The 15976-nt window shown below is 38.5% G+C and carries 6 protein-coding genes; all 6 read left to right on the forward strand.

Going from position 1 to position 15976, the window contains the following annotated elements:
- Positions 1-402 precede the first annotated feature (402 nt).
- Entirely contained in the window at positions 403-4488 is a 4086-nt protein-coding gene (locus Q8907_04210; GenBank protein ID MDP4273463.1) for a two-component regulator propeller domain-containing protein, read from the forward strand.
- Between the two features lie 615 nt (positions 4489-5103).
- A complete protein-coding gene (locus tag Q8907_04215) occupies positions 5104-8454 on the forward strand; it encodes a TonB-dependent receptor (GenBank protein ID MDP4273464.1) in 3351 nt (1116 codons plus the stop codon).
- Positions 8455-8465: 11 nt separating this feature from the next.
- A complete protein-coding gene (locus Q8907_04220) occupies positions 8466-10178 on the forward strand; it encodes a RagB/SusD family nutrient uptake outer membrane protein (protein MDP4273465.1) in 1713 nt (570 codons plus the stop codon).
- A 38-nt stretch (positions 10179-10216) separates the two neighbouring features.
- Positions 10217-13102, forward strand: coding sequence for a SusC/RagA family TonB-linked outer membrane protein (locus tag Q8907_04225; protein MDP4273466.1), 2886 nt, complete (start codon positions 10217-10219; stop codon positions 13100-13102).
- An 11-nt stretch (positions 13103-13113) separates the two neighbouring features.
- The gene (locus tag Q8907_04230) at positions 13114-14805 is read left to right on the forward strand and encodes a RagB/SusD family nutrient uptake outer membrane protein (protein MDP4273467.1); all 1692 of its coding nucleotides are present in this window, start codon (positions 13114-13116) and stop codon (positions 14803-14805) included.
- A 35-nt stretch (positions 14806-14840) separates the two neighbouring features.
- On the forward strand, positions 14841-15941 hold the full coding sequence (locus Q8907_04235; GenBank protein MDP4273468.1) for a DUF5013 domain-containing protein: 1101 nt from the start codon (positions 14841-14843) through the stop codon (positions 15939-15941).
- Positions 15942-15976: the final 35 nt, after the last annotated feature.

The raw sequence follows: 15976 nt of genomic DNA on the forward strand, positions 1-15976 counted from the left end.
AATCATGATTTCCAGTCATAAGGGATATTATTACTAAAGTTTTCATTTCTTCCTTTCCTATTTTTTCGATACAAAGTTCAGGAATTAGTTATAATGAGGGTATAAAGAATAATATGAAGGGCATAAAGATTTTATAAAGATAAGTTATTTACAGATAACCTTCTTATTTAGTGTGTATTAACTTTATCGCTGGAAGATAAGAATTATTATTTTTTTGCCATCATTATCACGGGTATTTTGTAGCCTTAAAATATGGATGAAATTTTAGATGAAATTTATGAATTTGGTCAATCGATTAATCAGAAAATTTGTCATTATTTTATTTTGATAATAAGATTTAATTAATTTTTCTACTTTTGAAAAATTTGATATTGTTCTCTTTTGTATTTAGTAACTAACTGTATGAGAAAGCATTACATAGTATTCTTCTTCCTTTTTCTTTCGATAAGTACAAAGTCATTTTGCAGCTCTTCGGTTCAGTATCTGGGAATTGAACATGGACTTTCCAATAATGCGGTAACCTCTATCTTTCAGGATAGTCACGGATTCATGTGGTTTGGTACCTTTGATGGGCTTAACCGTTATGATGGCAACAAATTTAAAATATTCAGAAATCAACTAAATAATTCCACCTCTCTTTCAAGCAACAGGATTACTGCAATAGGTGAAGATGAGGCCGGTAATATTTGGGTGGGGACTAAACAGGGTGGCGTTATATACAGCAATTATACTTCCTTATTCTCACCTTTATATTTCCTGCCCTATAAAGATAAAGCGGCTCAAAAGTTGAAATGGCCCGTTAATTGTTTTGCAAAGGGTAAAAAAGGTAATTTCTTTATCGGAACGGCGGGGAACGGGTTGTTGTTGCATACCCTAAATGGCGCAACCAAACAAGTTCCTTTCTATACCTACAGCCATGTCGTCATTTCAGATTATCATGTACAGTCTATTCGTAAAGACAGGTTGAACAAATTGTGGATGTTTATCCAGGGTGAGGGAATCGCTTATTATGATGATAAATCCGGATTTGTATTGCCCTATAATGGCCAGATTAAAACTGCAAATTGTCTTCAACCTGATTTAAAAGGTAATTTATGGCTGGGAAACAATGATGGGCTTTATAAATTTAATATACAACAGAGAAAATTTACATTTTACAAAGACCGTTCCGGTTCATCTTCAGGAAAGCAGATTGTCGATATGTGCCTGAATAGGGCCGGTGAATTATGGATTGCTACTGACGGAGGCGGAGTAGATATTTTAAACCTCAACAACAATCAGCTCAGGTATATGGTTGCCGGTGGAAATAAATATTCGTTGACCAGTTCGGCAGTTTATGCGGTTTATGAGGATAAAGATTCGAGAATGTGGATTGGTACCTTAAGAGGTGGGGTAAACATTATCGACCAAAAGAAGGACCGTTTTTCAACCATCTCAAGGGATCCCCTAAGCAAAAATACGTTGATTAGTAATTTTATATTGTCCTTTTGTGAAGAAAAATCAGGGAATATATGGATTGGAAGCGATGGGGATGGGCTGAGTTATTGGAATAAAAAATCAAACATTTACAAAAATTACACCCATCATCCGGGCAATAGCAGTTCATTGAGCAATAATAATGTAGTCAGGATTATTGAGGATAGCCAGGGACAAATTTGGCTGGCTACTTATGGCGGAGGAATTAATAAATTCAACCGGCAGACTAATTCTTTTGTCCGTTACCGTTGCCAGAATCCTGTATCAAATAGTGAAGATGCTGATGTCTGGAGTTTATATGAAGACAGCAAAAAGAATCTGTGGGCAGGCGCTTGCGCCGATGGCGGATTATATAAATTTAACAGAAGCAGTAATAAATTTGAGCTTTTTGACATTAGCCTTAAAAATATTCTGACTTTAAAGGAAGACAAAGAAGGTGTTTTGTGGGCAGGTAACTATTCCCAGTTGATTAAGGTCGACCGGAAAGACAAAAGGCATAAAATTTACAATATAAATTATGGCATCAGGGCTATATATGAAGATAATTATAAAAATTTCTGGGTTGGAACGGAAGGCGGAGGACTTTTAAAATTTGACCGGGAAACGGGTAGATTTTTGCGTTATGCAGATGATGAGGGATTGTGCAATAATTCGGTCTTAAATATTTTGGGGGACAAGGAAGGCAACTTGTGGCTCAGTACATTTTATGGACTTTCGAAATTCAATATTCGTAGTGGAAAGTTTAAAAATTATTATGAATCTGACGGTTTGCAAAGTAATCAGTTTAATTACAATGCTGCTTTGACCTTACGGGAGGGTCAATTCCTTTTTGGAGGAATTAAGGGCTTCAATATTTTCTATCCTGAAAAAATAACGCCGAATGTTTGTAATCCGAAAGTGATTCTTACCGGCCTGCGTATTGATAATGTACCTTTTGAAAAAAATAATTCTATTGCAAAAGGACAAAATATTTTTACTGTCAATAAGATTGTAATTCCTTATAATAAGGCAATTTTATCGGTCGATTTTGTGACCCCTGAATATACGGCCCCCGACAAAATAAAATACGCTTATTATCTCCAAGGTTGGGATAAACATTGGAATTATTCGGGAAGTATTGGGACGATTAATTATTCCCGGCTGCGGGAAGGCCATTATACTTTAAGGATTAAATCGACCAATGCCGAAGGCGTTTGGAATAATGGGGAAAGGATTATCTCTATTCGTATCCTTCCTCCCTGGTGGCGTTCCTGGTGGGCCTTTTTCTTTTACATATTAGCATTAACAGGATGTATCTACACTTTCGTTTCTTATAGGAAAGAACAGGCTGATGCAGAATATGAAATTAAACTGGCAAATTTAAAAGTAGAACAGGAGCGGGAATTAAGCGAGAAGAAAATCTCGTTTTTTACACATATTGCTCATGAGTTCAGGAGCCCGCTTACCTTAATCATTAATCCTGTTAAAGAGATATTATATAGCAAAGGGAAAATGATAGACAACGGCGAACTCTCGGTTGTGTACCGGAATTCAAAACGCTTGTTGAGTTTGGTCGACCAATTACTCCTTTTCAGCAAAACCGAAAGCAATGAGGACACCTTGAAAGTTGTTCGTTTGAATTTGGTCGATGTAAGCAAGGAAGTTTACTTATGCTTTTTACAACAGGCAAAAGATAAAAATATCCAGTATGATTTTATTAATGATTCAGATGTTCCTGAAATTTATGCAGACAGGGAAAAAATAGAAATTGTACTTTTTAATTTGATTACCAATGCCATCAAATATACCCCGGAAGGTGGCAAGGTTTCTCTAAGAATTACTCAGGATGAGGATTTGGTGATTATTAAGGTCTCGGATACCGGTTGTGGCATTCCTAAAGAGGTAGGTAATGATTTGTTTAACAGGTTTTACCGGGCTGAAGGCAACAATCAAAAAAGCGGATTCGGCATTGGCCTTTATCTTGTCAAGAAATTTGTAGAAGCGCATAAAGGATCCGTGACCTACACTTCCAAGGTAGGGGAAGGAACAGAATTCAAGGTTACCTTATTAAAAGGGAAAGCAAATTTTTCAATCGCAGATGTTTCAAATAAGGTCTTCCAATCATCCAAGCTGTTTGAAGAGATGATTGATCAGGACAATGTGAAAAAGTCTGATAATGGGTTGAACGAAAATGAAAATTCAAAGCTCAATAAGGAATTATTTAACAAGAAACCTGTTCTGTTGATTACAGATGACGATGATGATCTCAGGGGGTATATTAAGAAAATTTTCGAAAAGGAATTCATCGTTTATGAGGCAAATAATGGCGATGGTGCTTATAATCTTATAAAAAAGTATCAACCAGATATTGTGTTATGTGATGTAGTGATGGAAGGTATGAATGGAATCGAATTGTGCCATCGAATTAAAGAAGATCCTTCTTTAAATAATATTTCATTTATATTGCTTACTGCAAGCACTTCCGACGAACTGAAATTAAAGGGAATTGAGGAAGGGGCAGATGATTATATTACAAAACCCTTTGAGAAAGATATATTAATTGCCCGTGTATCGGGTTTATTAAAAACTCGGAACAATCTTCAACGGTATTTCTATAATGAAATTACTTTACAGGTTAATAATTTTCAGATCTCATCCGAGTACAGCGAATTTTTAAAAAAGTGCATTTCGATTATTGAAAACCATTTGGATGATACCGATTTTTCCATAAAGAAATTAGCCGAGGAAATTGGTATGAGCCATTCTTCTCTTTATAAAAAGATCAAAACTATTTCCGGACGTTCTGTAAATGAATTCATCAGGTTTATTAAGCTACGGAAAGTTGCAGAAATTTTAATTAGTACAGACTATAATGTAAATGAGGCTGCATTCAATGCCGGTTTTAGCGATGTCAAGTATTTCAGGGAACAGTTTCATTCTTTATTTGGGATGAATCCTTCGGAATACGTCAAAAAGTTCAGAAAACCCTTCAATAAAGGATCCATGATTGATCCTGAGGTAGTTAAATCATAACCTCAATCAGAAATTAATCGTAGGACTTGATAAGTCATACAATAAACAATTCTTTTCTGCTCTTTATTTCTCTGGAAAGCGTAGAAAAGAGTTTTTATGTCTATGTTGGAAGTTAAAGAGCATATAATCAAATAGTTAACCATTTTCTTAAACTTCCTGAATATTAATTTATCCCCCCTAAAAAGCGAAAATACCCCTCTTGCTTTTTGGTTTTGATCATTTCATTTGTAAAGGTAAAACAACTAAAATTTAATTCAACTGGTTTTTCAAACCCACAGAATCGACTAAGGAAATTGTGGGTTAAAAAGGCAGAAATCGTAATTAGACACTGCTTTAAATGGGTTTAAACAGGAAAGGATAGCAACAAAAATTTAAAAATTATTTTCACTGACTAACTTTTAAACAACAATTTGCCTATGGTACATACTCACAACATGTTTTCAAATCAAAAACGGCAGATACTTATTTCGTTTGCCGGCTTAAAATTTTGCCTGATGGACAAAGCAAATCCATTTAATCCATCTAAAATGTCTAACATTAAACATAAAAACTATGATTTTTATACGAAAAGGAAAAACGGGCGATTATAATTTCATTAGGAGGCTACTACTAATTATGAAATTAACGTTTCTGTTCTCTTTCGCAGGAGTGTTTACGCTTTTAGCAAGTTCGTATTCGAAAAGTGAAGGACTTGTATCAATAAAAAATCGTGTTCCTGTAGAGAACGTGAATTCTTTCTTTGCTGCTAAAATGACCGGATATTCAGTATTACTTCAGCAGCATAAAATTACGGGTACTCTTACTGATGCCGAGGGGAATCCCTTACCTGGCGTTAGTGTTGTTATTAAAGGTACCACCAAGGGAACCATGACCGATGATAATGGCCAATATTCATTAACTGTTGAAGACAAGGATGCAACAGTTGTATTTTCTATGATTGGATTTTCCAGTCAATCTATAAAAGTTGGAAATAAGACAAAGATTGATATCAAATTATTAGAAGAGGCTAAAAAATTATCTGAAGTTTTGGTTGTTGGTTATGGCGTTCAAAGAAAGGCCACTTTAACCGGTGCTGTCAGTGAGGTGGAAGGTAAAGACCTTGCCCAGACGCCGGTTGCAAATATATCCAGCATGTTAATTGGCCGTACTTCGGGTGTGAGTGGCGTTCAGGCCAGTGGAGAACCCGGACAAAATGAAGCCACCATTCATATTCGCGGTATCAGCACACTTAACGGCCAGGATCCTTTGATCGTAATTGACGGAATTCAGCAGCCTGCTGAGCAACCTTATGTTTTATTGAATGCAATGGATGCTCATGAAATTGAAAGCATCAGTGTCCTGAAAGACGCATCGGCAACAGCCGTTTATGGTATCCGGGGGGCTAATGGCGTAATCATAATTACGACCAAAAGGGGAAAATTAAATAAACCTTCCTTCAGCTTTACCGCCAATGAGGGTTTTACAAAAGCTGTTTCCCTGTTGCAAACTATTAATTCATATCAGTTCGGTTTACTCAGGAATGAAGCAATACAAAATGCCCAAACTTTTGGCGACCACAGCTATGATAATCTTTATTTTTCTGCTGACGAACTTTGGAAATTTCAGAATAACCGAGACTATACTCCCGCTGAAGTTGCTGGTATGAGCCTCACTGACGCTGAAAAGGCTGAATTGAATAACAGCCCTGCCCTTTATTATACCAGTCACAATTATTATAAGGACCAGTTTGACGGAATTGGCAAACAGAAACAATATAATCTCAACGTTTCGGGTGGAACTGAAAAAGTAAAATATTTTACTTCTCTGGGGTATTTTAATCAGCAAGGTATTTTGACCCATACCTCTTATGGCGGTTCCAATACCAATGCCGATTATAAACGTTATAATTTCCGTTCAAATTTTGATATAGATGTAATTAAAAATTTGCACATGAGTTTTAACCTTGCCGGTCAGTCTTCAGCTTCCACTTACCCGGGTGCCAACAATAGTGGAAACGATATCGGCAACAGATATCAAAATATTATTCAAAACATACTGGAAAGCAGTCCTTTTTCAGGCCCCGGTATTGTTGACGGGCATCTTGTTACCGGTTTCATAGGGGTAGGCGGTGATGCGACCAATCCTATAGGAAGTAAAGGTGGCGGAGGTGCAACTCCTTTAGCTCAATTACTTACAGCAGGAACTCGTACTTATTATGTGACCACACTTTCTGCAAATTTGTCCCTAAAACATTCGATGAATTATCTGACCAAAGGTTTAAGTGCCAAGGCTTCCTTCGCTTATGATGATAGCTATACTAAAGGATATGAAAAGATAAACAGTGTACCTCAGTATAGTGCTATGCGTAATCCTTCTAATCCTAATGAAATCATATTTATCGGAGGTTCTGAAAGCCCGACTTATACGGCAGACAATGTCGATAATTCATCCTGGAGAAAGATTTATCTGGAAGCATCCCTGAATTATGACCGGACTTTTGGCGGTCATACGGTCACCGGTCTTGTTCTTGGAAATGCCCAGAAATATACATCCAATGGAATGTCTTATAATACTCCTTCCGGTTTAATGGGCTTGGTTGGACGTGCTACCTATAATTTCAAAGAACGTTATCTGGCTGAAATTAACCTGGGTTATAATGGTACTGAACAGTTTGCCAAGAATAACCGTTTCGGATTTTTCCCTGCTTATTCTGCAGGCTGGATTGTTACCAATGAATCCTGGTTCCCCAAAAACAAATATGTGACTTTAATTAAGTTCCGGGCATCATACGGGGAAGTAGGTAATGATCAGTTGAACAGCAGACGTTATCTTTATCTGCCTAATACCTGGGCATACAGCGGTTATGGATATTATTTCGGAAACAGTAATGGTTCCAGTGTTAATCCTTATTATACTCCAGCTCAGGAAACCGCTCTGGGCAATCCCAATGTTACCTGGGAACGTGCAAGGAAAACCAACATTGCAGGCGATTTCAAATTTATAAATGACAAATTGTCTGTAACTACGGCTATTTTTAATGAAAAACGTGATAATATCCTGGTTACTCTAGGAACAATTCCTTGTACCTATGGAGTTTCTTCAGGAAATGTACCTCCGGCCAATGTCGGGAAAGTCAGCAACAAAGGATTTGAATTAGAAGCCGGCTGGAATGATGCGATTGGCAATTTCTCCTATTTCATTAAATCTAATTTCTCCTTTGCGAAGAATAAAATTGAATATGAAGCCGAAGCCCCCTATCCTTATCCCTGGATGAACGCTACGGGTTATTCAATTGGACAGTACAAAGGTTTAATTACGGATGGCTATTACAATAGTCAGGAAGAATTGGGCAACAGGCCTTATAATACTTTTGGTAACAATGCCAAATTGGGCGATTTGAAATTCAGGGATATTAACGGTGATGGAATAATTGATAACAAGGATATTGTTCCTATTGGTTATTCCAATGTGCCGGAAATAGCCTATAACTTTAATATTGGTTTTTCCTATAAAGGTTTTGATGTAAATGCACTGATTATTGGAACGGCTAAAGGTTCTTTCCCACAGAACGGATATATCCTGGGAACTCCCTTTGCGAAAAATGTAGGTGAAGTTTTACAATATGCCTATGATGGCCATTGGACAGCAGATAAATATGCCAAAGGAGAAAAAATCTCTTACCCTGAGATTTCTTTTAGTGGAGGCGCGCCCAATAATACTTTTAGTGATTTCTGGTTGAAATCAAATGATTTCCGTCGACTGAAAAATCTGGAAATTGGTTATACTTTTTCTAAACAGGCCGGATTTATCAAGCGTGCAGGAATTAACAGTTTCCGCCTGTATGTTAACGGGAACAATTTGATTACCTGGGGCTCCAAACTGGCTACAGGTATAGATCCGGAAATGGCTGATACGGGTAAAAACAACATGGGATATCTTTATCCGGTAACAAAAACCTTCAACATTGGGGCTAATATTACTTTTTAACTTGATTGAAAATGAAAGAAATAAGATATAAATCCTTGCTTGCAGTAACTTGTTTTATCATGTTATTGCTAAGTGCCTGTGAAAAGGACTTTTTACAGATGCCAATTTCCAGTTCTACGACGATTGACTCTGTCTTTTCAACTACTACCAAAGCCCAAAGTGCAATAGCTTCGGCTTATCAGAAAATTCTTTCACAAGGTTTGCCATATCAGGGCAACTGGAATGCAATGCTTAGTGCTAACTTATCCGGTGAATTGAATTATGGTTTCTCATGGACCATCTCAAGAAATATGATTATCAATGGTTACACAGCCTCCGGTAATTCTGAAGATATGGATGGGTTCAATACAAACTATACCATGCTCCGTCAGGCTTATCTGGTGAAAGAAAACATAGCCAAGGTACATGATATGTCAGATGCCGACAAATCTGTAGTACGAGCCGAGATGCAGGCATTGATCGCATATCGTTATACTCAGATGCTGATTGAATTTGGAGGCGTTCCCATAGTAACGAAAAGCCTTCTTCCTACTGATGATTTGGCTATTCCCAGAAATTCGGTAAAAGAGGTGCTTGATTCTATTGTCAATTGGTGCGATCAGTCGGTAAAAGTACTTCCTTCCAGTTGGCCGGCTACCTGGCATGGAAGAATGACAAAATCAGCCGCCCTGGCAATCAAGGCTAAGGCATTATTGTATGCAGCAAGGCCTTTGTTTAACTCGGCTACGCCTTACCTGGACTTTGGGAACCACAATAATTTAATTTGTCTTGGAAGTTATGATTCAAAAAGATGGGATGCAGCAGCTGCTGCTAATGATGCTGTGATTTCTGAAGCTGAGACCAATGGAGGTTTCCAGTTGATTAATACTGGTAATCCTTTGGATGATTACGGAACAGCAACTTCTACACCGGATAATGCGGAAGTGCTGCTTGCTTTTAAGTGCGATAATTCCTGGCAAATGAACATGTTTTATAATATGCACAACTGGCAGGCTTATGGAAATTTACTGACCACCAATTTTTTGGAAAATTATTATAAAAATGATGGTACAGATCAGGTTTGGCCGAATACGACTACTGTAACGAATTTTTCTGATTACGTAACCAAGATGAACCAGATGGAAGCCCGGTTTAAGGCTAGTTTCCAGGCCTGGCAAATTGATGCATGGAATAATCCGGGCGATAACTACTGGAGCGCTCAAAAAATGTTCCAATGGTCATGCCAGGGTGCTGCTGAGGTAACCAAATTTTATTATAAAGCAGGTACCCGGTCATGGTTCGAATTCCCGGTATTCCGTCTGGCTGCTGCATATTTGGGTGCCGCCGAGGCATATAACGAGATGGGCGGTGCGCAGAATACGCAATTGGCTCTTACCCGATTAAACAAGATTCATCAGCGTGCGGGTTTGCCTGCAATTACCGAAACAGACCAGACAAAGTTGCGTGCCCTCATTCAACGCGAATGGGCTGTTGAATTTTTTGATGAGAATTACCGCCTGCACGATGTCAAACACTGGATGCTTGCCAACATAGGCAATGGAATTATTGGCGGGCCTATTCGTGGATTTAATTATAACAATGGGAAAGGGTCCTATGTCACCAATAACGTCAACTATTATGACTTTGTGTTGTATCAGGGATTTTGGGCTCCAAAGGAATATCTAAATCCTTTTCCACAAAGTGAAATCAACAAAGGCATCCTGATTCAAAATCCGGGATATTAATTGGTGATCAATAATTTTCACAAATTAACTTCGATAATATGAAAAAAAATAAAATATATTCTTTATTGGGGTTCCTATTTACAACCGGCGCTATTTGCACTTATTCCTTGAGCGCTCAGGTAAAAGCCCCTATAACCGGAACAGATACTTCTAAAGTTGTAATGGAGCAGGCCAAGGTTGAGGAACCTTATGTCAATATCCCCAATACCCGGTCTGTTACATCTATTTCCTCAGTAAGTGGATCGACTTTGGCTAAAACTCCTGTTCCAAACATTACCAATACCTTATACGGATTACTTCAGGGATTAACCGTCAGGCAGGGCTCCGGAGAACCGGGTTATGACGGCGCTTCTTTGAATATCAGGGGGATTGGAACTTATGACAATTCAAGCCTGGTTATCTATGTGGATGGTTTTCAAACCACTTCCTCTTATTTTCAGTATCTTTCTCCTTCAGAAATAGAAAGTGTCACCGTTTTAAAAGATCCAGCTTCTCTGGCTACTTTTGGGATGAAAGGTGCCAATGGGGTCCTTTGGGTGGTGACCAAAAGGGGAACCGTTGGCAAACCTAGAATTACTGCAAGTGTGGTAAGTGGTGTTCAGCAGGCTATTAATATCAACAAACCTTATGGGGCTTATGATTATGCCAGGCTGTACAACGAAGCCATCAGCAATGACAATTATTCATTGAATGGAAATCAGTTTGTATGGACTCCGAAATATTCGGATGATCAATTGCAGGCTTATAAGAATGGCAAAGGTACAAATGTGGATTGGTACGATCAGGTGCTTAGAAAAAATGGGCCTTATACAGATGCTAATTTGATTTTTACCGGTGGCGATCCTACTACAAAATATAATGTGGTTCTGGATTATATGAGGCAGCAAGGTTTATATGATGTTACCACCGGAGACCGCACTTCTAATGCGCAGATCCAGCGTTTTAACCTTCGCACCAATTTAGACTTTAACTTTTTCAAGATATTTGAGGCTAAGGTTGATTTAGGTGGAAGAATAGAAGACAGAAGATACCCTAATTTTGATGGACCTTCGCTTTGGCAAAACCTTTCGGTTTATCCGTCGAATATTTATCCTGTAAGGGATAGTCTTACCGGAATGTGGTCTGGTACTTCAATTTACCCGAACAATCCCGTTGCATCCCTGAAAGCTTTGGGCTGGGTTTCAACTCACGATCGTACTTTACAGGCTAATTTCAATTTGAAGGAAAAACTTGATTTTATTACTCCCGGTTTATATATGAATGAAGCGGTTTCGTTTAATACATGGACCAGGAATAGTTCCAGCAGAACAGCATCTTATGCCCGTTATTATGAAGGTACCCAGACTACAACCGATAAAACTACCGATTTGGCCGCTAACGGATCCTGGCCGACTGACCAGTATGACTGGAAACAAATCAATTTTACTGCCGGATATGACAGAACATTTGGCCTTCATAGTTTTTCGGCTGCTGCCAATTATTATCTGAGCGATTATACGATTGATTATGGAACAAATTATTCAGGACAAAATTTTGGCAACAATATTTTCTATCATTTTGAAAATGTAAGCGGGAAATTTTATTATGCTTATGATTCCAAATATTTGTTGGAAGGAAGTTTCGGATTAAGCGGATCTGATAATTTTGCTTCAGGTCATCGTTGGGGTTTCTATCCTGCAGTAGCTGCAGGCTGGGTCGTTTCCAATGAATCGTTTCTGAAGGACAATAAGGTAATCAGCTTTTTAAAGGTCAGGGCTTCCATTGGAAAAACCGGTTATGACCAAAGCAACAAGGGGCGTTATCTTTATCAGCAATATTTTGTGGGCAATGGAACATTTTATACTGGAAGTTCCCTTACCGGCAACGGCGGTATTGTAATGTCCTACGCTGCCAATCCGGATATATTTGCAGAAAAGAGCGTAAAATACAATGTAGGTACTGATATTACGCTTTTTAACAAACTTTCTGTTGTTGCTGACCTGTTCCAGGATAAACGCAGCGGTATTGTTACCCAAAACAACGATTTGATGGCTGTTTATGGCGGCACCTTGCCTTATTCCAATATCGGCAAGGTTACCAATAAGGGCTTTGAAGCAAGTGCTGATTTTACTGATAAAATTGGGCAGGTTTCTTATACAATTGGCGGTGCTGCTGCTTATACAAGGAATATCATCGATTATCAGTCAGAAACTCCTACTGTTAATGATTTTAGTAAATCGACGGGAAGAGCCATTGGTACTCCGATAGGTCTTATAGCTACAGGTTTTTATGATGTTACCGATTTCAATGCCGATGGAACTTTGAAGAACGGAATACCTACTCCTGCATTTGGCGCTGTACAACCTGGTGATATTAAGTACAAAGACCTGGATAATAATGGAGTGGTGAATGAATATGATGTTACCAAAATTGGTAAGCCGACTTTCCCATCTCTTACTTATTCTTTCCATTTCAGGGTAGGTTATAAAGGATTTGATCTTACGGCTTTATTCCAGGGTGTATCCGGGAACAGCATCAACCTATTGTCTGCGGCTTATTATCAGACAGTTGCTTTTGTAAACAATATCAATGTTTATCCGATTGCCAATAATGCATGGGCATATTATCCTTCAAAGGGAATTGATACCCGGGCAACTGCTACCTATCCCAGGCTTACTACCCAATCCAATAATAACAATTACAGGAATTCGACTTTTTGGATGAAAAAAGGAGATTTCCTTAGATTGAGAAACATTGAATTCGGATATAACCTGCCAGCTGGCCTTCTTTCTAAAATATATGTGAAGGAGTTAAGAATTTATGTGAATGCGGTTAATCCATTTACATGGTCCTACCTCAGTTCAAAGTATAATATTGATCCTGAGACTACATCCGGTTATGCCGGATTGAAATCATATAATGCTGGTATTTCACTTACTTTTTAAAAACATAGCTTATGAACTTACATCGTATATATACTGGAATTTCACTCTGTTTGTTCGCAGCCCTTTTCGCCGGTTGCCAGAAGGACTTTCTGGATACCAAGATTGATACTTCGCAGACAGAGGAGACTATGAATTCTAACTATAGTTCTTTATTCTCGCTGGCTAATGCACCCTATAATTATTTGCGCAATGAGTTTACCATTATGGACAATAACCTGTTTGCTCCGGTTTCTGATGAAGCTGCACAAACATCCAAAAGCTCCAATGTCGTCGTTTTTAATAATGGTAGCTGGGACGCTAATAATAATCCGGATAATTATTATTCCAATTATTATGCCGGAATACGGGCTGCCAATTATTTCCTTGAAAACTCCGGAAATTATGTGAACTTTCTGGCGTTAAACCGGGATACGATTTCTCCAACAGGAAAGATTAATTACCATAATGATGTTTTGAATATAGGCTGGTATCGTGCCGAAGCCCATATTTTACGTGCATGGTATTATTTCGAACTAGCAAAACGTTATGGTGGGGTTCCTTTGGTCACTAAGACTCTTTCCATTAGCGACAATACCATCATAGCAAAGTCTTCTTATGACGATATTATCAATTTTATTGTCAATGAAGTGGATACATACGTGGACAGCCTTCAGGTTAACTGGAAAACATCATCCTTTACCAATTATGACGGCCGGTTCAGTAAGGGACCTGCACTTGCTTTAAAAGCCAGGGCATTACTTTTTGCCGCAAGCCCTCTGCATAATTCAACAAATGATGTTGCAAAATGGCAAAAAGCTGCTGCGGCTTTGCATGATGTAATTGTTTTTGGACAGGGTGCCGGTGGCTATGCACTGGACGGAGATTACCGGAATTATTTTCTGAAAAATAATGCACTGACCAGCAAGGAAACGATTTGGGCTCTGCGTTACACTGCTGACCACAATCTTGAAAGCAGGAACTATCCTATCGGTACTGCCGGCGGGGCAAGCGGTATTACTCCTTCTGAGAATCTCCTAGATGACTACGAATACAATGGAGATCCCGTAGCAACAAATCCTTATGCCAACCGTGACCCAAGACTGGGATATACCATTGTTACCAATAACAGTACCTGGAATTCAAGGACAATTAATGAAGCTCTGGGTGGTGCCGATGATATGACTAATACAAATGCCAGCAGAACAGGATATTATTTGAAAAAATTCCTCAATGATGGCCTAAATCTGGTTCAAGGTCAAACTGTAGTCCATAACTGGATTGTTTTCCGTTATGGAGAAGTTTTGTTGGAATATGCTGAAGCTATGAATGAAGCTTATGGACCTGATAATGATAATGGTTATGGTTTGACTGCCAGGGCTGCATTAAATACAGTCAGGGGCAGGACCGGGGTTAAGATGCCCAATGTGACAGCAACTGATCAGACGGGATTCCGGACTGCTGTTAAACATGAAAGAAGGATAGAACTTGCCTTTGAAAATTATCGTTATTGGGATTTGCTTAGATGGAATGATGCGGCTTCAGCATTGAATCAACCCTTAATGGGCGTATCGGTTACCAAGGATGCAACCAGCGGTCAATTTGTTTACACTACTGTAAAGGTTGAAAATCGTGTTTTTGATGCAACAAAGATGTATTATTATCCTTTTCCGCAGTCAGAAATTAGTAAATCCAAAGGAATTCTTAAGCAGAATCCTGGATGGTAATATTTTATGTTGTTCATAATTAAATTTTGAAATCAATGAAACTGAATAATTTGATAATATCATTAATGGTCCTCCTTTTAGGAGGAACCATTTTTGTCTCCTGCCAAAAAGATGCTTGCAAAGAAGATTATGGTTATTCGAAAATCTATATGCCCCAGGCAATTCTTAAATCAGGTGGCGTAAATAATAATTTTCCTGTACCCTCCGGGACAGACACATCCACCTACAATTATAAGGTTGATGAACAAAACCAGAAAGTAAATATCATACTGGGAGCTTCTGTATCCGGGCCTTCTACTGATGCTTATTCTGTAGATGTTCAGGTTAATAATGATACTATACAAAAGATGTTTTTAAACAAAACAATGGATAGTACTTCTTATAAGATCATGCCTGCCTCTATGTATTCTGTTCCGACTCAACTCACTGTTCCTGCAGGACAAAGAGGCGCTACTTTTTCATTATCTGTGGATATTCCGGCATTAAAATCTCCTGCTTATGCCGGGAAATATATGGTTTTAGCAGTTAAACTGGCTAATCCTTCCAAATATACTTTGGATACAGCCTTATGTACTACAATTGTTATTCTTGATGTTAATGCAATGGTTATAGGCCCTGCCAATGACATTACTTCTAAGTATATTCTTAACCCTGGTAGTCCTTTTGTCGCTTCTTCGATGGATGCGGGCGGAAGATGGGGAACTCTGCAAAGCTGGATTGCCAATAAAGCCGCTATGAGTCATAACGGTAATGGCGGATTCTGTAAAGATGGCGATGGTGCTACCATGGACATGGAATGTGGTTGGGGATCCCCTCAGATACTAAATGGTAAAATTTATCAGACCATTACTTTACCGGCCGGTAGTTATGCTTTTGACCCTTCGCCTTGGAAATGGCAGGGTACAAAAGATCCGGCCTATGTGGTTGTGGCTGCAAACCTTGATTCTATTCCGGATTATAGTAATGTTGTGGGAAATAACTCAATTTGGTATTCTACCTTCTCAACTGCAAAAGTTTCATTTCAATTGACGCAGACCACAAAAGTCACTGTGGGTATGGTCGTCAATTATAAGCAGGATCAGCAGGGATTCAAGACCCTTGCTGTCCATCTCTATAATTATCCCAAGCATTTATAATCTTTGGGGAGATATAGATAATTGATAGTTTAGTA

The sequence above is a fragment of the Bacteroidota bacterium genome, from assembly GCA_030706565.1.
Taxonomy (GTDB): domain Bacteria; phylum Bacteroidota; class Bacteroidia; order Bacteroidales; family JAUZOH01; genus JAUZOH01.

Excerpts from the sequence above, each read along its gene's own strand:
- Q8907_04225 (MDP4273466.1), top strand. The coding sequence starts at position 10,217 with ATGAAAAAAAATAAAATATATTCTTTATTGGGGTTCCTATTTACAACC.
- Q8907_04215 (MDP4273464.1), top strand. The coding sequence starts at position 5,104 with ATGAAATTAACGTTTCTGTTCTCTTTCGCAGGAGTGTTTACGCTTTTA.
- Q8907_04220 (MDP4273465.1), top strand. The coding sequence starts at position 8,466 with ATGAAAGAAATAAGATATAAATCCTTGCTTGCAGTAACTTGTTTTATC.
- Q8907_04235 (MDP4273468.1), top strand. The coding sequence starts at position 14,841 with ATGAAACTGAATAATTTGATAATATCATTAATGGTCCTCCTTTTAGGA.
- Q8907_04210 (MDP4273463.1), top strand. The coding sequence starts at position 403 with ATGAGAAAGCATTACATAGTATTCTTCTTCCTTTTTCTTTCGATAAGT.
- Q8907_04230 (MDP4273467.1), top strand. The coding sequence starts at position 13,114 with ATGAACTTACATCGTATATATACTGGAATTTCACTCTGTTTGTTCGCA.